The organism is Marinomonas rhizomae (genome assembly GCF_024397855.1).
GTDB lineage: Bacteria > Pseudomonadota > Gammaproteobacteria > Pseudomonadales > Marinomonadaceae > Marinomonas > Marinomonas rhizomae_A.
Genome location: NZ_CP073343.1, coordinates 1,247,848 through 1,272,875, shown reverse-complemented (window position 1 = coordinate 1,272,875; position 25,028 = coordinate 1,247,848). Strand labels below are relative to the sequence as shown.

The following is a 25,028-nucleotide window of genomic DNA, read 5'->3' as shown; positions in this document are numbered from 1 at the left end:
TAAAAATACAAAGTGGCCACCATCCCCATTAAGGGATGGCAGCCTCTTTAAAAATCGCTATAAAGAAATCGAAATTGATTTCAATAGCTCAATGCCGTTACATTAGAGTTCGGCGTAAGAATAAACAATTGCTTATCATTTGCGACCATACGACTACCAGAAGGAACACCATTATCAGCGACTTTATGAGCTGCAACTTCGCCTGTCGTTAGATCAAGTAAATGAACGTAACCACCGCGATCCATCACAGCAACATAATCACGAAAAAACTCTGGTGTAATCAAATCTCGGTCTACAAGATCTTTATTTTTCCAAACTTCAGTGCCATTTTTAGCATTCAATGCAATGACTTTACTGGTCATATCAACAGCAACAAGAAGCTCTCCCTTTACAGCAACACCCACTGAACTAGGGATGCTACGCTGCCATAGTGGTCGACCATTTTCAATTGAAAGTGCGGCCAGCGTACCATTGTAGGCAACGGCGTAAACAACACCATTTTCTACCACTAAACGACCATCTACATCGCTTAGTCGCTCAATTTCGTAACGCCCTTCTGGCTTACCTACATCATAAGACCAAAGTAAATTGCCATCTTGCAAAGAGTAGGCTTTCAATTTTCCACTGGCAAAACCTGCAATGACTTTACCATCGGAAATAATGGGTGCGCTTGTACCACGTACCGTTAAAGATGGCAAATCTTCTTTTGCACGCCACAGCGTATCACCTGTCTCAGCATCCATCACACTCAACCAACCATCGGCTGTTTGAATGGCTATTTTGCCCGCAGCATAAGACGCTTCAGACAATACTTCCGAGCTTAGTGCTTTTTCCCACAAGACAGATTTACTTGCTAAAGAAACAGCGACAAGTTGGGCATCATATGTACCGAAATACACAATATCGCCATGGCGCGTTACGCCAGCACTTGGTTTATAATCAGTCGAGAAAGAGTCTTTCTTATCCCCATTATCTTGCGCAAGCTCGTATACTGTTCCCTTATCCGTAACAAAGTACAAAGAGCCGTTTTCTGCAACGAGATTGAAACGCTCACTGGACTCACCAAAATTACCATCAACCCCCGTGCGCCAAGCTGTCTTTAAATCCACCTTACTTTCAATAGAGGGAAGATCTGATAAAGCTGGACGGGAGTTAGAGCAACCTTGAAGGATCAAAGCAGAAAACAAAACAATGTAATAAAGAGACTTGCTCATAATTAGCCTTTCACCAAATCTTTAAGCTTTATATCAAGCAATGGATGATTCACACCTACGCCCAATGACTCACTTGCCTTTTGATAAGCGACACGCGCATCATCACGTTTACCTTGGGCAATTAAGATATCACCAATGAGCTCTTGCTTCTGTGCAACAAACTCTTCTTCAGATACTTGCTCAGCACGTGTCATTGCACCAGCATAATCTTGTTTCTGAAGCATTAAACGTGCAACACGTAAGTTTGCAATAGCAATAAAAGACACATCTTGAGTTTTGGCGATTGCATCTTCTAAGGCTTTAATTGCCTCATCGTATTTACCATTTTCAGCATCCACTCGAGCTAAAAACAATTGACCGAACATTGCATAACCCGTATCACCATAATCCTCAGCAAGTTGCTTAGCGATAAAGGTTACCGTTTTTTGGTTATTCTCATCACTTAAATCAGCAGAGGCCTGAACCAAGTTTTGATATAATGCTGATGCTTCGCTAATGTAGTTAGCTTGATTGGTTTTCCATGCCTGCCAGCCGAAATATCCACCGACGGCAACAGCAACAGCAACCACCAACATCATGCCGTTCTTTTTCCACCAAGATTTAAACGCTTCGATTTGCTCTTCTTCAGTCTTTAATTCAGACACTTTTTCTTCCTCATGCAAGGTACTGCCAAATCATTTATATGGCAGTACTCCATTAAATCAAATTACAACTTGGCGCAAATATAAGCAGCAACATCATCAAGCGGTTGAGATTGTTGCTCACCCGTTGACATATCTTTTATCTGACAAATACCATTATCTACTTCATTTTGCCCTAAGATAATCGTGAAACGAGCCTCTGACCGGTCGGCTTTTCTCATTTGATTCTTAAAGTTTCCACCGCCACAGTGACGTAAAACAACCAAATTTGAATTTTCTTCACGCAACTTCTCGGCTAGGACAAAAGAAGTAAGCTCTGCATCATCCCCCATACTGATAACAAACACATCAGTAGAGAATGTTGCAGCTTCAGGAATTAGGTTTAATGTTTCAAGCAAAAGCACTAAACGCTCAATCCCCATTGCGAAACCAACAGCGGGAGTAAATTTCCCTCCCAATTGCTCAACCAAGCCATCGTAACGGCCGCCAGCGCACACGGTTGCTTGCGATCCCAAATGCGTTGTTACCCATTCAAAAACCGTTTTGCCGTAATAATCCAAACCACGCACTAAACGACGATTGATGACATACGGAATGCCATTGGCCTTCAGAATAGCCTGCAAAAAATCAAAATGGGCTTGAGATTCTTCACCGATAAAATCTTCTAAATTAGGTGCATCTTTTAACACCGCTTGGGTCGACTCATCTTTAGAGTCCAAGATTCTTAGTGGATTTGTTTCTAGACGGCGCTGACTGTCTTCGTCTAGTTGATCTTTAAACTCTGTCAAATAATCAACTAAAGCCGCTTTGTAGTTTTCGCGTTCAGAGGCTAAACCAATCGTATTTAGCTGCAGCTCAACATGCTCTAGCAGACCAAGTTTTTGCCATAGGCGGGCAGACAAGATAATCAACTCAGCATCGATATCTGCAGACCCCATACCAAAGGACTCCACACCTATCTGATGAAATTGACGATAACGACCTTTTTGGGGACGCTCATAACGAAACATAGGTCCCGTGTACCACAAACGCTGAGTTTGATTAAATAACAAACCAGCTTGATCCGCTGCACGAACACAGCTCGCAGTACCTTCAGGGCGTAAAGTCAAAGATTCGCCATTACGATCATCAAAGGTATACATCTCTTTTTCAACAATATCCGTTGTCTCACCAACACCGCGCTTGAACAAATCCGTATTTTCCACAATGGGAAAACGAATTTGCTGATATCCATAAGACTTAACAACATCTGCTACTGTTTTTTCTAGATATAACCAAACAGAAGATTGGTCAGGCAGAATGTCGTTCATTCCCCTGATCGCTTGAATTTTACGAGCCACAATGGATCCTTAATTTTTTACAATGATATTGGCCAATTCCTGTTCTTTTAGGAGAGCCTTTTTACGAATCATTTTTTCTAAATCATCAACAAGCGTTTCATTTTTCGTTTTACTGTCCGGCTTGCCATCTTGATAAATCAAGTTATTCGGCGAACCACCAGCAAGACCAATGTCCGCTTCTTTTGCTTCGCCTGGCCCATTTACCACACAGCCAATAACAGCAACATCCATTGGAATAGTAATATCATCAAGACGCTCTTCTAACTGATTCATCGTTTTAATGACATCAAAATTCTGACGGGAGCAGCTTGGACAAGCAATAAAATTAATGCCTCGATTACGCAACTTCAAACTGCGCAACATATCCCAACCGACTTTAATTTCTTGCACAGGATCAGCCGCCAATGAAACACGTAGCGTATCGCCAATACCGTCCATTAACAGCAAACCAAGACCAATAGAAGATTTTACTGTTCCAGAACGCAAACCGCCCGCTTCAGTAATCCCCAAATGCAACGGATTATCTATTTGACTGGCAATTTTTCGGTAGGCTTCAACCGTCATGAAAATATCAGACGCTTTAAGGCTCAGCTTGTACTCATGAAAGTCTAACTCATCAAAGTATTGGATTTGTCTAAAAGCTGATTCCACCAACGCATCAGGCGTTGGCTCTCCGTATTTTTTTTGCAAATCTTTTTCTAAAGAGCCAGCATTGACCCCAATACGAATAGGAATATTTTTATCGCGGGCACAATCTACCACGGCACGAATACGATCTTTATTACCGATATTACCTGGATTAATTCGCAGGCAATCGACACCATACTCAGCCACTTTCAAAGCAATTTTATAATCAAAGTGAATATCAGCGACTAATGGAATAGAAACCGCTTCGCGTATTTTTTTAAATGCTTCGGCCGCATCCATCGATGGTATTGATACACGAACAATATCTGCTCCCGCCTCGGCAATAGCACGGATCTGAGCCACAGTCGCGTCAACATCACAAGTTTCCGTGTTCGTCATACTTTGAACACTGATTGGCGCACCACCGCCAACCGGCACATTCCCAACCATAATTTGACGAGAATGGCGGCGTTTAATAGGTGATTCAAAATGCATAGGAGTCTCTACTTGAGCTCAAATCGAGCCAAATCTTTACGTGTAAAAGAAGAAAAATCGAATTCTTCACCTTTGTATTTCAAAGATGAAACACCCTTCGCGTAGCCTAATACAACGCGGTAAGGTGCCTTGCCATTTAGAGATAATGTACTATTCGCAGACTTCACCCCAGAAAATAAAATTTTTCCTGAGGAATCTCTCACTTCCGTCCAGCAATCCGCATCAAAAGTCATTTCTACTTCATCAGAGTAAGAAGGTAATTTGGGCGCAGCTGCAAGCTCAGCAGGAGCTTCAGCATTGGCTCTAATGACATCCTCTGGTTTTACGCCAGCCTCTTCCAAAATTTCCATTGTTTCTTCAGAAAGCCCCGATACAACATTACTTTCATCAACTTCTTGCTGACCTTGTGAGCTTTTTACTTCCGTTTTTTGTTCAGAAGTTGCTTTTGGAATTTGGTTTAACTGAGCATCAATCTTATCCTCAACAGCTATAGAGTCATTTGGCTCGTCTATTATAGGCTCTTTAGATATCCTTACATCATCTTCGCTTCCAGCTGTTTGCTCAACCTTATCTCCATTCTGAGAATCATTAGACATTGGAGTATTGTTTGTTTGAGAAGGCCACCAGAATACCAAAAAGACCAAAACAGCAATAATCACCACAGAAATAAAGATAACAATTGGGTCACCTAAATGAGATTGCTTATTAACTTTATCAACTGGCTTAATTGTTGTTTCAGCATCAGCTCTTTCCGCATCAAAAGCATTTAAGATTTCAGATGGATCAATTCCTAGTAAACGGCAATAGCTTTTCAGAAAACCACGAGCAAAGGTAACGGAGCGGAAATAACTAAAATTGTTTGCTTCAAGCGCTCGCACTTGATCAATTGGGATTTTTAGCTCGGTAGCAACATACCTTTCATCAAACTCTAACTCTAACCTTTTTGCCTTTAACCGATTACCGATATTAATGGTGTCCATATTCGCTTTACTTACAGAAGCATCCGTTTGAAATTCAGTTGTCATGTCAATACCTTGAGCCATTTAGGCATGTAAAATCACTCGCAAATGAGGACAATGTAGGGTCAGTTTCGCGTGCAATTAAATGCCGCGACAGACAGTTGTACTCATCAAAATGCACCGTTCCTCGAGCATTTTGTTTATCAGCCTGGATATTATTAAAAATTAAGCGAGCTTTGTCATTGTTACCTTGTATTAAAACAAGATTGAGCTCTGTCATCAAACCAATCAGAGGTAAATCCGCAATTTCTTTTGCTTGTTTTAGATAGATTCCAGCCAAACTTACTTGTTTCTGGCGTAGAGCGCATCTGGAAAGATTAATTTGCACTGATTGGCGCGCTGCCAAGCCTTTACTGTCTGCTTTTTCAAAAGCAACACAAGCCTCGTCCCATCGTTTTTTTAGTCCTAAAAGAACCCCATAGTTATTCCATACAAAGTCATCATAAGGAAACTTCTGCAGAGCTTTTTCATGGACCAAAAGCGCTTCACTGTAATCTTCAACACTCAGCCAATACAAACTGAGCAGTCGCCAATAATCACGCCCTTGGTATGATTCGTCAACTTGGTCAAGTTGCTTTTTTGCCACCCCCCACTGCCCTAACAAAAGATGAGCTTGAACAATTGACAGTTTTTTAGGCTCGGAAATAGGAGGCGGTTCTGGATAAACGGCCTGGTAAGCACAAGATGAGCAAAGCACGCAATACAATAAAAAAGGCAGTAACCACAAGCGCATACAGACATCCTTGTCATATACATTATTTTTGAAAAAATACGTTAGCTTTTCACTTCTCGTAATTCAATATACTTCTGACTACGGCGAGTTTTATCATGGAAGTCTCCAACCAATTGACCACAAGCCGCATCAATATCATCACCACGGGTCGTTCGGACTGTCACAGTATACCCAGCATCCGCTAGGATTTTCTGGAAGCGACGAGTACGATTATTCGATGGTTTCTCATAACCCGAATGTGGGAAGGGGTTAAATGGAATCAAGTTGATTTTACATTCCAATACCTTAAGAAGCTCAGCCAATTCATGGGCCTGCTCTTCGTTATCATTCACACCAGACATCAATGTGTATTCAATCGTAATATGGCGCTTATCCGGTAAATTTGCCAAGTAGTGCTGGCAAGATTCAATTAACTCCGCAATCGGATATTTTTTATTAATGGGTACAAGCTCGTTACGCAAAGCGTCGTTTGGCGCATGCAATGAAATAGCCAAAGATACATCGGTACGTTTTACCAATTCATAAATTTTAGGCACAACACCTGAAGTACTCAAGGTTACACGGCGCTTAGACAAGCCGTACGCATGGTCGTGCATCATAAGAATCATAGAATCAACAACAGGCTCGAAATTCATCAAAGGCTCACCCATGCCCATCATCACCACGTTAGTAACACGACGAGGACCATTCGGATCCATAGGGCCAAACGACTTAATCGCAATCCAAACCTGCCCTATAATTTCAGCTGGCGTTAAATTACGGTTAAAACCCTGCTTACCCGTTGAACAAAAGCTGCAATCTAAAGAACATCCCACTTGCGAAGAAACACACAAAGTCGCTCGATCACCATCTGGAATCAAAACCGTTTCCACGCAATCGTTTTTGCCACCGTCAGTGCGAATAATCCACTTTCGCGTACCATCACTGGAGATATTCTGAGAAACCACTTCTGGCCCACGAATCTCACAAATTTGCTCTAATTTTGCTCGCAACGCCTTGCTGACATCGGTCATTTCGTCAAAGCTTTCTGCTCCCTTTTGATGGATCCATTTGATCACTTGTGTTGCGCGAAATTTCTTTTCGCCAATGGATTCAAAGAACTCAATCAGTTTGTCAGGAGATAAACCCAACAGGTTTACTTTTTTGATGTCAGTCATAATTCTATGTCGCTTGCTGTAGTTAGCATTAAGTGTAAACGAAAAAAGCCTCTGAAAAGAAAAGTCTTTTCAGAAGCCTCTGTAAAAAAGCGGGCTCACGCCCGCTTTTTTAAAACAGATCGGACATAAAGGTCCTAGCTGTCAATTACTTACCGAAGAAGTAAGCAATTTCACGAGTTGCAGATTCAACAGAATCAGAACCATGAACAGCATTTGCATCGATAGACGTTGCGTAATCTGCACGCAAAGTACCAGCAGTCGCTTCTTTAGGGTTAGTTGCGCCCATAAGTTCACGGTGACGAAGAACAGCGCCTTCACCTTCAAGAACAGAAACAACAACAGGACCAGACGTCATGAAAGCAACCAAATCTTTGTAGAAAGGACGCTCTTTGTGCTCAGCGTAAAAACCGCCAGCCAATTCGTCGTCTAGTTGAATCATTTTAGCTTCAACGATTTTAAAACCAGCACGCTCAAAACGAGTGTAGATTTCGCCGATTACGTTTTTAGCAACAGCATCTGGCTTGATGATTGATAGAGTGCGTTCTAACGCCATGGTATAACTCCAAATTAAATTTAAAGGGGCGATGCCTTTTGCATGGCCCGGGACTTAAAAGTTCAGCGCGCGTATTATACGCAGCAATTCATTAAAATTGTATGATCAAACGAACATTATTTATTCAAACATCAATAAAAGTACAAATTCTTACCTCTAAGCCACAGATCTAAGACGTCCCACTGCATTTTTAATCGTCTCAGCCGCAAAATCCACCTCTTCTTCCGTGGTAAATCGTCCTACGGAAAGACGCAAGGAACTGTGCGCTAAATCATCGGCCAAACCAATGGTTCGCAACACATAGGACGGCTCCAAGCTTGCTGATGTACATGCCGATCCAGATGAGACAGCAATGTCACTCAAAGACATCAATAACACTTCCCCATCCACGCCAGAGAAACCAACATTCAACACGCCGGCAACGCGGTTATCAGCATCACCATTCAGGTGCACACCTGATAGCTCAGTTAAAGAGGACCACAAACGTTCACGCAAGGCTTTGATGCGGGCACAATCTCGCTCCATTTCTTCACCAGCCAAACGAAACGCTTCGCCCATACCGACAATTTGATGTGTTGCCAAAGTACCAGAACGCATACCACGCTCATGACCACCACCATGAATTTGCGCCTCTAGCTTCACTTTTGGCGAGCGTCTTACAAACAAAGCACCAATCCCTTTTGGACCATAGGTTTTATGAGCCGTAAGCGACATCAAATCTACTTTCATAGCATTAACGTCAATCTCAACTTTGCCGGTAGTTTGCGCAGCATCCACGTGAAAAAACACACCATGCGATCGCGTTAATTCACCAATCGCAGCAATATCCGTCAGCACACCAAGTTCATTATTACCATGCATCAAAGACACTAAAATTGTATCTTCACGAAGTGCTTCTGCAACCTGATTTGGTGAAATCACCCCATGGGAATCTGGTTGCAAATAAGTCACTTCAAAGCCTTCTTTTTCAAGCTGTTTACAAGGGTCCAAAACCGCCTTGTGCTCAATCATCGACGTAATAATATGGCGGCCTTTTTGACGATAAGCATGAGCAACACCTTTCAACGCCAAGTTGTTTGCTTCTGTCGCACCGGATGTCCAAACAATCTCACGAGAGTCTGCTTTAATTAAACTTGCCACCTGCAATCTAGCCTCTTCTACCGCTTCTTCCGCACGCCAGCCAAAAAGATGCGAACGCGAAGCCGGGTTTCCAAAGTTTCCGTCCTGCGTTAAACACGCCATCATTTTTTCAGCCACTCTTGGGTCAACTGGCGTGGTAGCAGAATTATCTAGGTAAACCGGGGTGTTCATTTAACGCTCTCCAATAAAAATTAAACGACTGCTTTTTTACAATTAAAAAAAGTTAAGCGGCAGCCTGTGCGATGCCTTTTATGCGACCCACAATAGAACGCAGACCATTACCACGAGTCGGACTCAAGTGCCTCTCAAGATCCAGCTCTTCGAAATACTCCGTGATATCGAAATCTAAAATTTCCTGTGGTGTTTTATGATCCAATGCTGCTAACACCAAGCCAAGTAAACCACGAACAATGATGGCATCACTGTCTACCGCAAAAGTCAGCACTTCGCCTTTTATTGCATCTTGCTCACTGCCCGGCTGAATCCAAACACTGCTCTGGCAGCCTTTCACCATACGCTCAGGCGTGCGCCACGCATCATCAAATGCAGGCAAAGATTTACCCAAATCAATGATGTACTTGTACTTATCTTCCCAATCGTCAAAAAACGACAGATCGTCTACGATGTCTTCCGTACTAGGTAAAGCCATGACTACCCTCTTTTTGCACTGTGCCTATTAAAACAAAAACGGCATTGGCTAAGCACCAAGGCCGTTTCATATTGTATTCGATTTTAATGAATGACCGAAGCTATCAAAAGAAAGCGGCTAAAAGAAAAGACCCGCTTCCAATTGAGCTTCTTCACTCATCATTTCTCGCGACCAAGGTGGATCAAATACCAAATCGACTTTCACTGAGTCAACATTTGGCACTTTCGCCACTCGATACTTAACATCACCAACCAAAACAGGTCCCATTCCACAACCTGGTGCAGTCAACGTCATATCAATCAAAACAGACTTAGCCTCTTGGTCAAGTGTCACTTTATATACCAAACCTAAGGACACCAAGCTAATAGGAATCTCCGGATCGTAGATGGTATCCAATGCCTGCCAAACCTGATCCTTACTGATTTCCCCGGTACCGAGATCCTCAAAATCTAAAACCTCAGGTTGCTGACCAATCGCTTCAGCATCGGTTCCATCTATGCGCAGCATATTACCTTGCCACGTAACGGTGTAATTACCGCCCAAGCTCTGATTAATCGTAATAAACTGACCCTCATGAATACTAACTGGTTCACCGCTTGGCACTCGTCGAGCTGGACAAGGGCGTTGTGTTACTACCATTTTTTGCATGAAGTTAACTCACACTAAAGCTTTCGCCACAGCCACATTCGGCTACAACGTTAGGGTTTTTAAACTTCACAACTTCGTTAACGCCTTCGCGTACCAAGTCAATCTCAGTGCCTTTCAGCATGGAAGTCGAATGCGAATCGACCGCAAGGGTGACATTGCCGAAATCCAAAACCATATCACTTTCCAAAGCGGCATCAACAATATCCAGCACATAGGAGAAACCGGTACAACCGCTCTCTTTGGTACTTAGCCGAATCAGCTTGCCTGGCTGCTTTGTCAATTTTGAGGCAAAATATTTCTGCGCAGAAGCGGTTAAAGACACGCTAGAGACAGGATCAAACGTTGTTACTGTCATTGAAACCTCCTAAGCCAGCATTGTTCGCACTTTTTTCAGTGCAACAAACAAAGCGTCAACTTCTTCTAATGTATTATAAATCGCGAACGATGCTCGCGCGGTACCAGGAACATTAAAACGCGCCATCAAAGGCTGGGCACAATGGTCACCAGTACGAACAGCAATCCCCTGACGATCCAATAAAAAACCGATATCAGCGGGATGCCCTTGATCCATCACAAAGCTTAGTACGCCAATTTTTTCCTTGGCTGTACCAATAATAGTTAAACCGTCAAACTCTTCAGCCAGCGCTGTTGCTCGATCCAATAAAGCCTTTTCGTGGGCAGCAACCGCTTCTTGATCCAAGGCACTAAACCAGCGAACAGCTTCACCCATGGCAATGGCATCACCCACATTGGGCGTACCTGCCTCAAAACGATAAGGCAATACGTTCCAAGTAGCATCCTGCAAAGTTACGGTGGAAATCATCTCGCCGCCAGTGCGCCATACAGGCCAAGTCGACAATACTGATTCTTTACCCCACAACACTCCGACACCCATTGGTCCGTAGATTTTATGCCCTGAAAAGGCATAAAAGTCACAGCCGATGTCTTGTACATCAACATGACCATGAGCAGCCCCTTGGGCACCATCTACTAGCACCCAAGCTCCGACTTTTTTCGCTTTAGCCGTCATTTCTTTAATGGGATTCACGGTACCTAACGCATTAGAAACATGCGGAAAAGCCACAAACTTTGTATGCTCGTTCAGCATGGCATCATAAGCCGCTTGATCTAACTCACCAGCATCTGTAACGGGAATCGTTCTTAAAGTGGCGCCTGACGCTTTGCAGGCTTGCTGCCAAGTAACGAGATTGGCGTGATGGTCCATTCCAGTCGCGATAACTTCATCACCCGGCGACAGCAAAGACCCCAAACCATTGGCGACTATATTAATCGCCTCGGTAGTGCCAGTTGTCCAAATCACTTCTTCACGTTTCGGCGCATTGATAAAGTCTTTGACAATATCTCGTGCATCTTCAAAGCGACGTGTTGCCTCGTCCGCAAGACGATGGGCACCACGATGCACATTGGAATTGCATGTCGAGTAATAATCAACCAAAGCATCAATTACACACTGTGGCTTTTGCGTTGTCGCTGCATTATCGAGATAAACAAGTGGATTACCATCAATGACGCGTTTTAAAATCGGAAATTGCTCGCGGATAGCCGCTACATCAAAACTCATTCGATTCTCGCTTACTTTACTTCCATTTGCGCAAAGCGCTCACGGATAATAGGACGAATCCACTCTGCTAATGCGGCGTTTGGCATCAAATCAATCAGCTCATTAATAAAGCCAAAGTTAAGCATTACTTGCGCTTTCGAACGACTTATACCTCGAGTCTGTAAGTAATACAAAGCCTGTTTATCAATCTGAGCAACCGTAGCACCATGAGCACATTTCACATCATCTGCGTAAATTTCTAACTCAGGCTTAGTGTTAATCTCGGCCTTATCAGATAACAGCAAATTGCGATTATTCAACTCTGCCAAGGTTTTCTGCGCATCACGATGTATATGAATACGGCCATTAAATACAGCGCGAGAACGATCCGCGACGATACAACGAACGTTTTCTTCTGTTTTACCATTTGGCATAGCGTGCTCAACCGTCGCATGAAGGTCAAACAACTCTTTACCATCCAGCAAATACATGGCATTTAACTTAGCATCTGCAAACTCACCCGCATGAATAATATCTGTATCCAAACGAGACAACTCACTACCAAAACCAACGATTGTGCTGTTCATTTTCGCATGGTCATGCAAATTAAAGTGACTACCACCAATAGCAAGATTACTTCCTGTTTGCAGGGCAAAACGGTAATGTTCTAGACGCGCATTAGCACCTACATTGTATTCAACAAATGCTGTATTAAAGCTATCACCTTGCGCCTGCACATCTTCAATCACGGTTAATTTAGAACCCGTAGCTAAAGTCACTTGGACGCGTGTATGAGATTCAGCCCCTAGGCTCAACAAAGAGCTAATACGAATCGGCTGAGCAATCTCAACGTCTTGTGCAACAGAGACAACAACCACATCTTTGGCAAGTGCATCGTTTACCAAACCAAAGATATGACGTTCTGGCTTTATCGTCGAAAACGCATTTAGTGCATCGGCTTGTTGTGCTGCCCCCAAATCACCACCTAAGGCAATAGACAGACCTTCAGGCAACGCTTTTGATAATTGTGTCTGATCAAACTGACCATTTACAAACACCAATTCGATAGCAGACAAATCCGCAATAGTGACAGGCGATAAATCAACCTTGTCACTAATCATTTTAGCCGGTGTACGCTCTACTGGGCGAAGCGGCGTGTAACGCCATGCTTCCGTTTTGCGTGTTGGCCACTTTGTATTTGCTAAAACTTCAAGGGCATGCGCTCGCTTCGGCGCCAACCAATCATGAATACCTTGCGCTCGAGTAATGGCGCTTTCTAACCATTCACTCATGCCTTACCCCTCAAGTTCGTCTTCAGACGGCTCTTTTTGCAACCAAGCATAGCCCTGAGCTTCTAACTCAAGAGCAAGGGAAGCATCGCCACTCTTAACGATTTTACCGTCAGACAATACATGCACGAAGTCAGGTTTAATATAATCCAAAAGACGCTGGTAATGCGTCACAACAATGAAACTACGATCAGCAGAACGCTGGCTGTTTACACCTTCAGCAACCACTTGTAGCGCATCGATGTCCAAACCTGAGTCCGTTTCATCAAGGATGCAAAGCTTTGGCTTAAGCAATAACATTTGCATTAGTTCATTACGCTTTTTCTCACCACCAGAGAAGCCTTCGTTAACACCACGCTTCAAAAAAGCCACTGGTAAGTTAACTTGTTTACAAGCCGCTTTTGCTTCTTTCAAGAAGTCAGCAGACGTAATAGCGTCTTCACCACGCGCTTCACGCTGCGCATCAACTGATGCTTTTAAAAACTCTAAATTGCTTACACCAGGAATTTCGACTGGGTATTGGAATGCCAAGAATAAACCAGCGCGAGCACGGTCTTCTGTTTCCATTTCTAGCAAATCTTCACCGCCAAGCGTCACACTACCGCTTTCAACACTGTAACCATCGCGACCAGACAAAACATAGCCTAGGGTACTTTTACCAGCACCATTTGGGCCCATGATCGCGTGAACTTCACCCGGTTTGATATCTAGATCTAAGCCTTTGATGATTTGTTTTTCTTCAACACTGGCGTGCAAATCTTTTATCGTCAACAAACTGTTCGTGTTCGACATCTTTAATAATTCCTTAACCTACTGAGCCTTCAAGGCTTATTTCTAGTAACTTGCCAGCTTCGACGGCAAATTCCATTGGTAATTCTTTAAATACTTCCTTACAGAAGCCATTCACAATCATGGATACGGCTTTTTCAGGATCAAGACCACGCTGACGACATAAGAACATCTGTTCGTCGCTGACTTTAGACGTCGTTGCTTCGTGCTCCACAATAGCAGACGGATTACGGCTTTCCACGTAAGGGAAAGTATGCGCACCACACTGATCTCCGATCAGCAAAGAATCACACTGAGTGAAGTTACGTGCGCCCTCAGCGCCTGGGTTCATACGAACAAGTCCACGGTAACTATTGTTACTTCGGCCTGCCGAAATGCCTTTGGATATAATGGTGGACTTGGTGTTTTTACCAAGGTGAATCATTTTGGTCCCCGTGTCTGCTTGCTGACGACCACGTGTCAAAGCAACCGAGTAAAACTCACCAACACTGTTATCACCTTTCAAAATACAGCTTGGATACTTCCAAGTAACAGAAGAACCAGTCTCTACTTGCGTCCAAGAAATTTTGGCGTTGGTATGACAAATACCGCGTTTCGTTACAAAGTTATAAATGCCACCTTTGCCATTCTCATCACCTGGGTACCAATTCTGCACTGTTGAGTACTTAATCTCAGCGTTATCCATGGCAACCAATTCTACAACAGCAGCATGCAACTGGTTCTCATCACGCTGTGGCGCTGTACAACCTTCTAGATAACTTACATGACTGCCCTCATCGGCAACAATCAAGGTACGCTCGAACTGACCAGTATTTTGCTCATTGATACGGAAATAAGTAGACAACTCCATTGGGCAGCGAGTGCCTTTAGGAATATAAACAAAAGATCCATCGGTAAAGACAGCGCAGTTCAAGGCTGCATAGTAGTTGTCTTTCTTAGGAACAACACTGCCGATGTATTTTTTAACAAGGTCTGGATACTTATGAACCGCTTCAGAGATTGGGCAAAAGATAACACCCGCTTCTTCTAGCTTTTCACGGAATGTCGTCACCACAGAAACGGAATCAAATACCGCATCAACTGCGATGCCAGCCAACATTTGTTGCTCTATCAGAGGGATGCCAAGTTTCTCATAGGTGCGCAGCAATTCAGGATCGACTTCGTCTAACGACTTCGGTTTATCCTTCATGCTTTTGGGAGCCGAATAGTAAGAAATAGACTGAAAATCTATTTTTGGATAATCGACTAGCGCCCATTCAGGCTCTTCCATTTCTAACCATTCACGAAATGCACTTAGGCGCCATTCGAGCATCCATTCAGGCTCGCCTTTCATTCCAGAAATACGACGAATAACATCCTCATTTAAACCAGGTTCGAATGTTTCTGATTCTACATCAGAGACAAAACCCGCTTCGTATTCCCGTGCCAGCGCCTTATCTATCTGCTCAGTCATATAAAAACTCACTCAATTATAGTCACTAACGCCCTGTGAATCAGTGCGTTAAGCTCTACTAATTTATTCTCTATTTAATCAACAATGGCCGCACTAATTTTGTCATCTACAAGACAACGTTGTCGGCTTTCGAATTCTTGCCGTTCTGCAACTTGGCGCACATCATTTCGACGTACTAACTGCTCTAAACTAATTTGATTTAAAAAATCGTGTATTTGATCGCTTAAATCGCACCACAAATGGTGGGTAAGACAAGTGCTACCACTTTGGCAATCACTTCGCCCTTTACAACCTGTTGCGTCGACAGATTCATTAACTGCGTCGACTATTTGTGCAACAAAAATCTCATTATTCGGACGACTCAAACGGTATCCACCACCTGGGCCTCTCACACTGTTTACCAATGATTTTTTACGAAGCTTGGAAAACAGTTGTTCAAGATAAGATAACGATATCCCTTGTCGACTCGAAATATCAGACAAAGACACTGGCCCTTGATCTGAGTGTAATGCCAGATCAAGCATGGCGGTTACCGCATAACGACCTTTTGTTGTCAGGCGCATAAGCTATCCAATTAAAATTATTCACTGAGGGTAAATAGTACACAAAACCTACTGTTTTGATCAAGTATTTACCTGACTATTTTAGTCGGTTATTACTCACACCCAATAACTGTGGCGTATTTTACGTGCACCAAAGAAAAAACTAAACTGTTGAATGAGTTTAAAAAGCAGTACTACCATGTTGGGAAAGCCTTCAGTAACAAAAGCCTTGTCCTTTTCACGCAAACAAGCACACTATTAACCTCAATGAGTAGAACAAAAAGGAAACACCATGCCATCAAAACCTATTGATGATAAAAACCTTCAGGAAGAAGCGCCCAAAAAAAAGCCTATAATGCTGATTATCGCTTTTTTCCTATGCTTTATTTTTAGTGTTGGTGCATCTTCTGGCATTACTTACTTTCTCCTGCAACCTTCGCCGGAAGAGACTCAGTTCGCGGAAAAAATAACGCAACAAAGCACTCTACTCTCAAATGTTGAGCAAACACTCTCCAAACAAGATGCCAAAATAGAAGCAATTGAAGAGCAAAATGATGTTCTTAAGCTTTATCTAAGACACAGCAGCGCAACAGCATTAAAAAATATTTTGATAGATCAAGAACAAAATATTCAGTCTTATTTAAAAGTCATGAAATCGGCTATGAGAGACCTGTCTGCACTTAGCCCACGAACTACTGACTGGAATGACGAATATCAATATCAGCTGGATTTGGCATTAAAAGGTAGCCTGGAAAGAGAGGACTTACTGAAACTACTAAAGACGGGTGAACCAAACGAAAAAAGTCAGTAGCCGTTAAGGAAGGTGCAAACAAGTCCTCTTGTCTCGGTAATTGCTCCTGCATTACCCTAATAATCTACATCCATGTAGGAATCAGCATGTAGATAAAAGCCTGTTGTTCGAGGCGAGTGTCGAATGTGAATAGTGGTTCTATTTTCGAGGTGCTCAACAAAGAATACAGGCTTTTAGACCATGCCCTCGGCAATTGCTCCTGCATTGCCCTAATTACCTACATCCATGTAGTCATACGGGTCTGTCAGAGCTTACTATTAAAAATAACAGGCCACATGTCGTTGCGACTCTTTGAAAGGTACCTACATTCCTTCAAAGTCGCGCCTTATTTGACGATTTCTCTGAAAGACTGAGGTTTAGTAGACTTATTCACACCTTCCTTAACTTTCAACAATCGAGAAGGATATACTCTTGCTATTCTCTACGATGAAGAACACTAAAATCTTAAAAGTATATGACATAGTCAAAACCAGCTTCTGGTTCACACCCTGCCTGATTCTGTCCCTCACTATTTTAGGCTGTGTGTCTCTGTTGTTTATTGATTTATACACCAACCTAAACACTGTCATTTGGCTAAGCTTTTTATACCATGCCGATGCAGGCATAACTCGCGACCTTCTCACGACGGTTGCCGCTAGTGTCATGACAGTCGTTAGTATCACGTTTTCCATCACCATAGTAGCGCTTACTAACGCCTCCTCCCAATTTGGACCGAGACTAATACGTAACTTTATGGAAGACTCCAGTACTCAAATAGTACTCGGTGTCTTCATATCCTTGTTTGTCTATTGCTTGATTCTTGTACGAACGACGGATGATTTTTCCAATGGAGCATTCCTTCCAGGCTTAACGATTGCTGGTGCAATAGCAATGACGCTATTCGGCATTCTTCTACTCATCTATTTTATTCACCATGTGTCTCTAAATCTGCAATCTGACAGTGTCATAGACAATGTTTATCAAGAGCTGCAATACAGCATAAATCAGATTTTTAAACAGCAAAAAGAGGAAGAAGACACCAATACCTCAGACAAGACTAATCAGTATAAAACCACCAAGGATACAAAAAGCAGCGACAAACAGTTTGAGTTCAAAAGCCACTCATGTGGCTATATTCAAGTCATTAATTACGCAAGCCTAACCAGCTTAATGACGAAACTAGATGGTCACCTGAATATCTCTGTCAACCCAGGGGATTTTATCGTAAATCGTATGGTAGTTATGACGAGTGACATAAAACAGTTTTCAGAAGAAGATAAGCAAACACTACACGAATGCTTTACCCTAGGTCCAAAACGCACTCCAATACAAGATCCAGAGTTTGCCGTTCACCAACTGGTTGAGATTGCCCTAAGGGCGCTATCTCCTGGTATCAACGACCCGTACTCGGCGATCGCCTGCATTGATAAACTGACAGCCGCCGTTTGTGACCTGACTCAAAAGAACTTCCCTGAAGGTCTTACTTATGATGACAATGGAACAGAAAGAGTGATCTACAAAACAACATCGTTTGAAAATCTTGCCAACATTGCCTTTGATCAAATTCGCCAGTATTCACGAACATGCTTAGCAGTACAACTGCGCCAATTAGATGGGTTAATTCGTATTGCCGAACAAGCAAATCATGCAACTCACTGGTCTTTCATTTATCATCAAAAGCTCATGATTGAACACGAATTAGAACAACAGGACTTAGTAGATTTAGATAAAAAAGAAATATCCACCCGTCTACAAACCTTAAGCAAGCGATTAGAGGAAGCATAAAAGCCGCCAGCAATTTAGACTAGTTTTCAAAGTAAGCTAATCCTCCATGAGACAAAGAGACAAGCTGATTGGATAATGATCAGAAGAATAAACCTCTGTATGTACATGTACATCAACAACACTCAATCCACGGCAATAGATATGATCAAGGTGACGAAATAAGTGACCGAGTCTTGGCTGTCGCTTAATCTGCACTTCTTCTAATGAACATGACATGGCCAACTTATCAAAATACTGCATTCTTTTTTTATTCCAAGTATTAAAATCACCTGCGAATAATATTGGCCCGTTATGGTGCTCTAGTGCTTGAAAAGCCTGATCCAAATGCGCACTGAACTTCGCAAAGGAAACAAAGTTGATCATATGAGTATTAATAACGAGCAACGACTGCTCAATGGAAGCCCCGGACAAACTTACTAGAGGGTACTCAGTCGCTAACACCATTTTTTTAGTGTTAGTCACAGGCTCACTATGGGCTGAAGCCGAAAAAAAATGCTGGCTTGCCAAAACCCTTGACCCTGTCTTAACACCCGTTTCAATATTAGATTTTACGTTCCTAAAGCTGCTCGCCATAATCCACTGATGTTGTGTAGATTGATTAAAAAGAGCATCGAAAGGTGAGTTTAAAATAGCCTCTTGTAGCAGAATTAAATCTTTATCGTCAGTCAGAGAAATAAAATCATTCTGCCAACCCTTTCGTTTACATTTGAACACGTTCCACAGTAATACTTTGATATTTGGCCCCATAAACGCTTTAGAGGCACTCCCCATTACTTTTAGCGACTCAACAGCGCTATATCGACTTTTGATCATAAAGGTGGCCCCAACAAATACGAATCAATCACAAATATGGAGAAAACAAACGAAACAAGTTATTACGGACTTTTTTAAAGATAGGTAGTTTACTCATATCTTCTTCTAATACTTGCTCAGCATTAAATTTCTTCTTCTCAAACAGCTCTGTAAGCTGCGTATTTAGGCCAGTGTCAAAACACTCTAAATTGATTTCGAAGTTAAATTCCAAGCTTCTTGCGTCCCAATTAGTAGATCCTATGAATGACCAAATATCATCGATAAGAACGATTTTACTGTGATCAAACGGTCTCTTGTTTTTAAATATCTTTATCCCATGCTCTATGATTCTGGAGTAATTTGCTTCCATCACCCAATCAACGAAAAGAATATTACTGTGTTCGGGCACAATAATTTCTACAGATACGCCACGCAAGGCAGCTGCATGAAGAGACGTCATCAATGTCTGATCTGGAATAAAATAAGGCGTAATGATCCGGACGCTTTTCTGCGCGTAGACTAGCGCATTAATTAATGTCCAGCGTATTCTATTATGATGCTCATCTGGGCCATCTTGAATGACTCGGGAAACAACCTTGTTACCAACTTTCGATTTCAAAGCAATTGCTTTATAAGTAGGAAATTGAATCAATTCCCTTGTGGCAAAAAACCAGTCCTCTATAAACACTTGGCTAATCTGGTCAATAACGGGACCCGTCACTCTAAAATGAACATCATCAATCGGATGTTTAGCAGAGTTTACTTGGTTATTTTTACTGATGTTCATACCACCAATATAAGCTTCTTCACCATCGACACAGAGTATTTTTCTATGGTTTCTCAAATTAATGAAACGAATGCCTGTCAGTGAAATGGCAGGTAAAAATTGCGCTGTTCTCACGCCTCGACTCTTTAATGCTCTATCGGATTTACGCCAACTATACCCAACACCTATTCCATCTAATAAAACATGAACGACCACCCCTCGCAGCTTTGCTTGAGCTAAAGCATTAACAAATTGTCGTCCGAGCGAGTCGTAATCAAAAATATAACTCGATAAAACAATATGTTGCTTTGCCGATTGAATGGATTTAATCATCGCTGGATAAGCATTATCACCGTTCACCAGAAGCTCAACACTATTCTCATCAACATAATGCACTGGATGGAGAGCGTATCCTGCAGTAATAGAAGAGTGCCAATGTTTAGGTAAGCCGTGAAAGGCAATACAATCCTCTTTATATCGAAAGTCTTGCTTAAGACTGTGAGGGTGTTCTCTCTTTGCTATGCGCCTAATGCGGTTGATACCAAATAACCAGTAAAACAGGCTGCCTAACACAGGCGAAAATATCACTAGACCTATCCAAGCAAGAGAAGTACGTTCATTCTCTTTGAACAGTAGCACATGCAAAGAGGCCACCACAGACAAACCAATATGCAACACTACAATAATAGTTACCCAGTGAAAGCTAATCCATTCAAATAATGTCTCTAATACCTGCATAAACTCCCACTCTAATAATATGCCATCAATACCCGCTACTTTTATCAACTATTTCATATGTGATAAGTTACACCAATAATCAATGAGATAAAGTGATTTTCAGAAATCTTACGAGGTATTAAGGCAAAAAATGACGAATGACCGAGACATAATTGCTCGACTGCGAGAGCGAATTCCAGCCTTTAAATGCAAATCAGGTTGTCACGATTGTTGCGGGCCTGTCACAGCCTCTTCGGAAGAAATGTTACGTCTGCCCATTAAATCCGATGCCGAACATGAAGCAGCTTTAGAAGAGCTAAATTGTGTTCACTTAGGGCCAAATGGCTGCGAAGTCTACGACGAACGCCCATTAATTTGCCGACTTTTCGGCACAACACCTAAAATGGCTTGCCCCAATGATTGCGGACCAGAAACCATGGTCGATGCTGAAATTGAGGATCAGGTCCATCACTACATAGCCAGAACCAGACAAGTCTTAGTATAAATATTCATACCCAATGAATAACGAGAGCGATGAATCAATATTTTCAATCATCACTCTCTGGGTATTTTTAATACTCTATTGGCACGAGCAGATGTTGTGCAAAGGCCCCATCATTACAAAGAACAAGCCAACAAAGTCCCCTGTTTAATAGCCCGTTTCGCATCCAGCTCTGAAGCCACATCCGCTCCACCAATAAAATGTACTGTGTGACCAATTTCAGCTTCTAACAATCGATTTGGCTCTTGTCCCGCGCATACAACAATCGTATCGACATCAAGACAACGAGCTTCGCCATTTACTGTTAAATGCAGCCCTTCGTCATCAATACGTTGATAATCACAGTCTGACAAAAAGACAACACCTTTTTTCGACAATTCGGTACGATGAATCCAACCTGTCGTTTTACCTAAATTAGCACCTACCTTGCTTTTCTTACGCTGTAATAAAAAGATCTCTCGCTCTGCTTTTGCAAAAACAGGCTTAACACCTTCCACGCCACCACGAGCTGAAAAACTCATATCAACGCCCCATTGAGACATGAAGTCTGCAATTTTTTGCTCTTTATGAGCTGTTGAATGCATTAAGTACTCACTGATATCGAAACCAATACCGCCAGCACCAATGACAGCCACACGCTTGCCAACTGGTTTGCCATTCATCACCTCTAAGTAACTTAGTACTTTTTGATGTTCTACCCCTTCAATCTCAGGCGTTCTAGGTAAGATCCCCGTTGCCAGTACCACTTCATCAAAACTCTCTTTTTTTAGAAGGTCGCCATCTACTCGGGTATTCAACTGAAGATTAACACCAGTTAGTTCAACCTGACGTGAAAAATAGCGCAAAGTTTCATAGAACTCACCTTTACCCGGGATTCGTTTGGCAATATTAAATTGTCCACCAACTTCATTACCTGCATCATATAAGGTAACAATATGACCGCGCCTAGCTGCCGTGGTTGCAAAAGCTAAACCTGCAGGTCCAGCCCCCACAACAGCAATACGCTTAGGAGAATCAACTGGTGTAATAACAATCTCTGTCTCATGACACGCTCTTGGGTTAACCAAACAGGATGTCATTTTTTGATCAAAAACATGATCTAAACAGGCTTGGTTACAGGCAATGCAGGTATTAATTTCATCGCCGCGGTTTTGCTCCGCTTTTACCACAAATTCAGGATCGGCAAGGAAAGGCCTCGCCATAGAGACAATATCCGCATCACCACGAGCCAGCACTTGCTCTGCCACTTCAGGCGTATTAATTCGGTTAGAAGTAACCAAAGGAACAGTCAAGGATTTACGCAGCTCTGCGGTTACCCAAGTAAATGCCGCTCGTGGCACTTTGGTAGCAATCGTCGGCACTCTCGCTTCGTGCCAACCAATCCCTGTACTAATGATACTTGCGCCTGCTTTTTCGATAGCAAGGCCAAGTTTCACCACTTCTTCAAGGTCACTCCCTCCTTCAACAAGGTCCAACATAGACAATCGGTAGATAATAATAAAATCACGACCAACTGCTTCTCGAATTCGTCTGACTATCTCTGTCGGTAACTTAATGCGATGGTCGTATTCTCCGCCCCACTCGTCCTCACGTTGGTTGGTTCGAGCGGCAATAAATTGATTTAGCAAATAACCTTCTGACCCCATCACTTCAACGCCGTCATAACCGGCTTTTTTCGCTAAAACAGCGGCGTTGATAAAATCAGCAATTTGCTTTTCAATACCTTCAGGCGTCAATGCCTCAGGCTTAAAAGGGTTAATAGGTGCTTGCAAAGCTGACGGTGCAACTAACTTGGGGTTATAAGCATAGCGCCCCGTATGCAAGATTTGCATGCATATCTTTCCTCCTTCTACATGAACTGCATCAGTAATGATTCGGTGCTTCTCTACATCCTCTTCGGACGCCATTTTTGCAGCCCCCGCGTAAACAGCACCTTCAGAGTTAGGTGCTATGCCACCAGTAACGATCAGTCCTACTCCGCCACGAGCACGTTCTGCATAAAAGACAGCCATTCTCTCTACTCCGCCCTTTACCTCTTCTAAACCTAAATGCATAGATCCCATTAATACTCGATTTTTTAGCTGAGTAAATCCTAGATCTAACGGTTCAAATAAATTTGGATAGGTTGAATGGCTCATAATCATGACTCGCTTTGTTTATTATTTTTTAAATTGCTGCTGCCCGCATGCAATTTTGACACTGTCAAGATAGGTTTTCATTTTGACATTGTCAAGATAGAAGTATCTAATCGGCCCATGTCGACATTAAAAACACAATATCACCACGGTGATCTCACTAAATCTTTACTTGAATCCGCTTCTTTAATCATCAAAGAAAAAGGCGTCGAAAGTCTTAGTATGCGCAAACTTGCAGACACCGTTGGTGTTTCAAGAACAGCGCCTTATCATCACTTCAAAGATAAGAATGCATTGCTTTGCGCACTGGCAGAGCAAGGCTTTTGTGAACAAGAAAAAATACTCAAAGTTTTAAGAGCACAAAAAAACACCGCTGAAGAAGGTTTCAGTAAATATGTTCACGCATATTTAGATTATGCACTTCAACATAATGAAACCTACGATCTTATGTATGGTAGGGCACTGTGGAAAGCCGGCAATCCAAGCGACTCACTCAAGGCGGCTTCTAAACAAACCTTTAAAGCATGGATCGATTGGGTAGAAGAATTACAAGAGCAAAACATACTGCCAAATAACAACACACCACTAAGAATAGGACAAACAACCTGGGCCAGCCTTCACGGACTAGCTCGGTTGTTTATTGATGGAATCTACCTAGATAAGGAAGATTTGTCAGATATGGTTGAGCAAATGATTAAGAACCTTTGCTCAACCAGCACCTAAATTAGACCGAGTATTCGATAATAATTGCTCTTTACGTAGTCGCCTAATATCCCGGTGACTTAAGTACAGTAACGGCGTAATTACAAAAATCGACCCTAGGAAAACACCCAAGTCCGGTGTATCACCAAAGATCCACCACCCTAACAAGAAGGCAAAAATCAAACCTGAATACTCAGCGCTAGTGACTTTACTTGACGCCACATAACGATAACCAACTAAGCAAGAAACACTGTATAAGATAGAACAAACCGATGATAAAGCAGCGTAGATCAAAACTTCAAATTCAAACTTTTCACCCTCCCAAATTGCTAGCCCACTAACCATAGGTAACGCAAAAAGCTGGGTCACAAATAAACCATAAAACATACTTTGTTCTTGAGGTATTTTTTTAATCAATAAGCTATTTGCCGCCAGAACAACCGCAAAAAGAATCGCACTAATCATGGCAAACGTCACCTCAGTCGGCCTTAGAATCACCAAAATACCAATAAAGCCCAACACAACAGCGAGCACAACATCTACACTCAAACGTTCTTTATAGAAAAAAGCACCAAACAGCATAATAAAAATAGGCGCAGCATAAAACACAGCATTCGCTGTCGCCAATGATAGCTCAGACAATGAAATAACAAGGAGAACAGCACCTAAAACCCACAGATTTCCTCGAAGAAAATGCAACTTTAGACCTAATCTTGCTGCTGCTTTAGGTGAGCGTAAGTATTTCATGACAGCAATTGGGCACAGAATCAGACACATACAAACAGCACGAAAAAAAGTAAATTGAAAAATGGCAACATCCGCACCGGCCATCTTAATAAAGACATCACATAGGGTGGCAAAAAAACTCCCTAATACAAGAATTAAAATAGCGCTACTTACTGTTCGACCCGACACAACTCTTCTCCAAAGACACTTATTGCTATATTTCCCTCAGCTTAATTAGTTCACATCATTAGATAAAGTGATAT

The 25,028-nt window shown here is 42.3% G+C and carries 25 protein-coding genes; 4 read left to right on the top strand and 21 right to left on the bottom strand.

Annotated elements, in window-relative coordinates; translation table 11 throughout:
- Nucleotides 1-80: 80 nt before the first annotated feature.
- The 17 genes from bamB to iscR form a co-directional block, all read right to left on the bottom strand.
- A complete protein-coding gene (gene bamB, locus KDW99_RS05930; RefSeq protein WP_255828368.1) occupies nucleotides 81-1,214 on the bottom strand; it encodes an outer membrane protein assembly factor BamB in 1,134 nt (377 codons plus the stop codon).
- A gap of 2 nt (nucleotides 1,215-1,216) precedes the next feature.
- Nucleotides 1,217-1,858, bottom strand: a complete 642-nt coding sequence (locus KDW99_RS05925; protein ID WP_255828367.1) for a YfgM family protein — start codon at nucleotides 1,856-1,858, stop codon at nucleotides 1,217-1,219.
- Between the two features lie 62 nt (nucleotides 1,859-1,920).
- Nucleotides 1,921-3,195, bottom strand: a complete 1,275-nt coding sequence (gene hisS / locus KDW99_RS05920) for a histidine--tRNA ligase (RefSeq protein ID WP_255828366.1) — start codon at nucleotides 3,193-3,195, stop codon at nucleotides 1,921-1,923.
- A 9-nt stretch (nucleotides 3,196-3,204) separates the two neighbouring features.
- Complete coding sequence (ispG, locus tag KDW99_RS05915; protein WP_255828365.1) at nucleotides 3,205-4,317, bottom strand: flavodoxin-dependent (E)-4-hydroxy-3-methylbut-2-enyl-diphosphate synthase; 1,113 nt, start codon at nucleotides 4,315-4,317, stop codon at nucleotides 3,205-3,207.
- Between the two features lie 8 nt (nucleotides 4,318-4,325).
- A complete protein-coding gene (locus KDW99_RS05910; protein ID WP_255828364.1) occupies nucleotides 4,326-5,342 on the bottom strand; it encodes a RodZ domain-containing protein in 1,017 nt (338 codons plus the stop codon).
- A 1-nt stretch (nucleotide 5,343) separates the two neighbouring features.
- On the bottom strand, nucleotides 5,344-5,922 hold the full coding sequence (locus tag KDW99_RS05905; protein ID WP_255828363.1) for a tetratricopeptide repeat protein: 579 nt from the start codon (nucleotides 5,920-5,922) through the stop codon (nucleotides 5,344-5,346).
- A gap of 188 nt (nucleotides 5,923-6,110) precedes the next feature.
- Nucleotides 6,111-7,226, bottom strand: a complete 1,116-nt coding sequence (rlmN, locus tag KDW99_RS05900; RefSeq protein WP_255828362.1) for a 23S rRNA (adenine(2503)-C(2))-methyltransferase RlmN — start codon at nucleotides 7,224-7,226, stop codon at nucleotides 6,111-6,113.
- A 145-nt stretch (nucleotides 7,227-7,371) separates the two neighbouring features.
- A complete protein-coding gene (gene ndk / locus KDW99_RS05895; protein ID WP_024022239.1) occupies nucleotides 7,372-7,779 on the bottom strand; it encodes a nucleoside-diphosphate kinase in 408 nt (135 codons plus the stop codon).
- Between the two features lie 156 nt (nucleotides 7,780-7,935).
- On the bottom strand, nucleotides 7,936-9,090 hold the full coding sequence (locus KDW99_RS05890; protein WP_255828361.1) for an IscS subfamily cysteine desulfurase: 1,155 nt from the start codon (nucleotides 9,088-9,090) through the stop codon (nucleotides 7,936-7,938).
- A gap of 52 nt (nucleotides 9,091-9,142) precedes the next feature.
- Complete coding sequence (locus KDW99_RS05885) at nucleotides 9,143-9,568, bottom strand: SufE family protein (protein ID WP_255828360.1); 426 nt, start codon at nucleotides 9,566-9,568, stop codon at nucleotides 9,143-9,145.
- A gap of 117 nt (nucleotides 9,569-9,685) precedes the next feature.
- Nucleotides 9,686-10,216, bottom strand: a complete 531-nt coding sequence (gene sufT, locus KDW99_RS05880; RefSeq protein ID WP_255828359.1) for a putative Fe-S cluster assembly protein SufT — start codon at nucleotides 10,214-10,216, stop codon at nucleotides 9,686-9,688.
- A 4-nt stretch (nucleotides 10,217-10,220) separates the two neighbouring features.
- Nucleotides 10,221-10,571 (bottom strand): HesB/IscA family protein, encoded by a 351-nt coding sequence (locus KDW99_RS05875; RefSeq protein ID WP_255828358.1) that lies wholly within the window; start codon nucleotides 10,569-10,571, stop codon nucleotides 10,221-10,223.
- 9 nt (nucleotides 10,572-10,580) lie between these two features.
- Complete coding sequence (locus KDW99_RS05870) at nucleotides 10,581-11,798, bottom strand: aminotransferase class V-fold PLP-dependent enzyme (RefSeq protein WP_255828357.1); 1,218 nt, start codon at nucleotides 11,796-11,798, stop codon at nucleotides 10,581-10,583.
- Between the two features lie 11 nt (nucleotides 11,799-11,809).
- Complete coding sequence (sufD, locus tag KDW99_RS05865) at nucleotides 11,810-13,069, bottom strand: Fe-S cluster assembly protein SufD (protein WP_255828356.1); 1,260 nt, start codon at nucleotides 13,067-13,069, stop codon at nucleotides 11,810-11,812.
- A gap of 3 nt (nucleotides 13,070-13,072) precedes the next feature.
- Nucleotides 13,073-13,858, bottom strand: a complete 786-nt coding sequence (gene sufC / locus KDW99_RS05860) for a Fe-S cluster assembly ATPase SufC (RefSeq protein WP_255828355.1) — start codon at nucleotides 13,856-13,858, stop codon at nucleotides 13,073-13,075.
- Nucleotides 13,859-13,871: 13 nt separating this feature from the next.
- Nucleotides 13,872-15,308, bottom strand: coding sequence for a Fe-S cluster assembly protein SufB (sufB, locus tag KDW99_RS05855; RefSeq protein WP_255828354.1), 1,437 nt, complete (start codon nucleotides 15,306-15,308; stop codon nucleotides 13,872-13,874).
- Between the two features lie 74 nt (nucleotides 15,309-15,382).
- Nucleotides 15,383-15,871, bottom strand: coding sequence for a Fe-S cluster assembly transcriptional regulator IscR (gene iscR / locus KDW99_RS05850; protein ID WP_255828353.1), 489 nt, complete (start codon nucleotides 15,869-15,871; stop codon nucleotides 15,383-15,385).
- A 271-nt stretch (nucleotides 15,872-16,142) separates the two neighbouring features.
- Here iscR and KDW99_RS05845 point away from each other — a divergent pair, with 271 nt between their 5' ends.
- Complete coding sequence (locus tag KDW99_RS05845; protein WP_255828352.1) at nucleotides 16,143-16,661, top strand: hypothetical protein; 519 nt, start codon at nucleotides 16,143-16,145, stop codon at nucleotides 16,659-16,661.
- A 411-nt stretch (nucleotides 16,662-17,072) separates the two neighbouring features.
- A complete protein-coding gene (locus tag KDW99_RS05840; RefSeq protein ID WP_255828351.1) occupies nucleotides 17,073-18,425 on the top strand; it encodes a DUF2254 domain-containing protein in 1,353 nt (450 codons plus the stop codon).
- Between the two features lie 36 nt (nucleotides 18,426-18,461).
- Here KDW99_RS05840 and KDW99_RS05835 read toward each other — a convergent pair whose 3' ends face one another.
- Entirely contained in the window at nucleotides 18,462-19,238 is a 777-nt protein-coding gene (locus tag KDW99_RS05835) for an endonuclease/exonuclease/phosphatase family protein (protein ID WP_255828350.1), read from the bottom strand.
- Nucleotides 19,239-19,266: 28 nt separating this feature from the next.
- A complete protein-coding gene (cls, locus tag KDW99_RS05830) occupies nucleotides 19,267-20,721 on the bottom strand; it encodes a cardiolipin synthase (RefSeq protein ID WP_255828349.1) in 1,455 nt (484 codons plus the stop codon).
- 130 nt (nucleotides 20,722-20,851) lie between these two features.
- On the opposite strand from cls, the gene KDW99_RS05825 reads away from it, so the two are divergent.
- Entirely contained in the window at nucleotides 20,852-21,205 is a 354-nt protein-coding gene (locus KDW99_RS05825; RefSeq protein WP_255828348.1) for a YkgJ family cysteine cluster protein, read from the top strand.
- Between the two features lie 113 nt (nucleotides 21,206-21,318).
- Here the strand turns inward: KDW99_RS05825 and KDW99_RS05820 are convergent, their stop codons facing one another.
- On the bottom strand, nucleotides 21,319-23,340 hold the full coding sequence (locus tag KDW99_RS05820; RefSeq protein WP_255828347.1) for an NADPH-dependent 2,4-dienoyl-CoA reductase: 2,022 nt from the start codon (nucleotides 23,338-23,340) through the stop codon (nucleotides 21,319-21,321).
- Between KDW99_RS05820 and KDW99_RS05815 the strand changes: the two genes are divergently transcribed.
- Complete coding sequence (locus tag KDW99_RS05815; protein ID WP_370646884.1) at nucleotides 23,332-24,060, top strand: TetR/AcrR family transcriptional regulator; 729 nt, start codon at nucleotides 23,332-23,334, stop codon at nucleotides 24,058-24,060. The two genes, KDW99_RS05820 and KDW99_RS05815, sit on opposite strands and share 9 nt — an antisense overlap.
- Here KDW99_RS05815 and KDW99_RS05810 read toward each other — a convergent pair.
- A complete protein-coding gene (locus tag KDW99_RS05810; protein WP_255828346.1) occupies nucleotides 24,046-24,954 on the bottom strand; it encodes a DMT family transporter in 909 nt (302 codons plus the stop codon). The two genes, KDW99_RS05815 and KDW99_RS05810, sit on opposite strands and share 15 nt — an antisense overlap.
- Nucleotides 24,955-25,028 lie beyond the last annotated feature (74 nt).

Excerpts from the sequence above, each read along its gene's own strand:
- cls (WP_255828349.1), bottom strand. The coding sequence starts at position 20,721 with ATGCAGGTATTAGAGACATTATTTGAATGGATTAGCTTTCACTGGGTA.
- sufD (WP_255828356.1), bottom strand. The coding sequence starts at position 13,069 with ATGAGTGAATGGTTAGAAAGCGCCATTACTCGAGCGCAAGGTATTCAT.
- sufB (WP_255828354.1), bottom strand. The coding sequence starts at position 15,308 with ATGACTGAGCAGATAGATAAGGCGCTGGCACGGGAATACGAAGCGGGT.
- KDW99_RS05910 (WP_255828364.1), bottom strand. The coding sequence starts at position 5,342 with ATGACAACTGAATTTCAAACGGATGCTTCTGTAAGTAAAGCGAATATG.
- ndk (WP_024022239.1), bottom strand. The coding sequence starts at position 7,779 with ATGGCGTTAGAACGCACTCTATCAATCATCAAGCCAGATGCTGTTGCT.
- iscR (WP_255828353.1), bottom strand. The coding sequence starts at position 15,871 with ATGCGCCTGACAACAAAAGGTCGTTATGCGGTAACCGCCATGCTTGAT.
- sufT (WP_255828359.1), bottom strand. The coding sequence starts at position 10,216 with ATGCAAAAAATGGTAGTAACACAACGCCCTTGTCCAGCTCGACGAGTG.
- KDW99_RS05825 (WP_255828348.1), top strand. The coding sequence starts at position 20,852 with ATGACGAATGACCGAGACATAATTGCTCGACTGCGAGAGCGAATTCCA.
- rlmN (WP_255828362.1), bottom strand. The coding sequence starts at position 7,226 with ATGACTGACATCAAAAAAGTAAACCTGTTGGGTTTATCTCCTGACAAA.
- ispG (WP_255828365.1), bottom strand. The coding sequence starts at position 4,317 with ATGCATTTTGAATCACCTATTAAACGCCGCCATTCTCGTCAAATTATG.
- KDW99_RS05875 (WP_255828358.1), bottom strand. The coding sequence starts at position 10,571 with ATGACAGTAACAACGTTTGATCCTGTCTCTAGCGTGTCTTTAACCGCT.
- KDW99_RS05885 (WP_255828360.1), bottom strand. The coding sequence starts at position 9,568 with ATGGCTTTACCTAGTACGGAAGACATCGTAGACGATCTGTCGTTTTTT.
- KDW99_RS05890 (WP_255828361.1), bottom strand. The coding sequence starts at position 9,090 with ATGAACACCCCGGTTTACCTAGATAATTCTGCTACCACGCCAGTTGAC.
- KDW99_RS05820 (WP_255828347.1), bottom strand. The coding sequence starts at position 23,340 with ATGAGCCATTCAACCTATCCAAATTTATTTGAACCGTTAGATCTAGGA.
- KDW99_RS05845 (WP_255828352.1), top strand. The coding sequence starts at position 16,143 with ATGCCATCAAAACCTATTGATGATAAAAACCTTCAGGAAGAAGCGCCC.
- KDW99_RS05815 (WP_370646884.1), top strand. The coding sequence starts at position 23,332 with ATGGCTCATAATCATGACTCGCTTTGTTTATTATTTTTTAAATTGCTG.
- KDW99_RS05870 (WP_255828357.1), bottom strand. The coding sequence starts at position 11,798 with ATGAGTTTTGATGTAGCGGCTATCCGCGAGCAATTTCCGATTTTAAAA.
- bamB (WP_255828368.1), bottom strand. The coding sequence starts at position 1,214 with ATGAGCAAGTCTCTTTATTACATTGTTTTGTTTTCTGCTTTGATCCTT.
- sufC (WP_255828355.1), bottom strand. The coding sequence starts at position 13,858 with ATGTCGAACACGAACAGTTTGTTGACGATAAAAGATTTGCACGCCAGT.
- KDW99_RS05835 (WP_255828350.1), bottom strand. The coding sequence starts at position 19,238 with ATGATCAAAAGTCGATATAGCGCTGTTGAGTCGCTAAAAGTAATGGGG.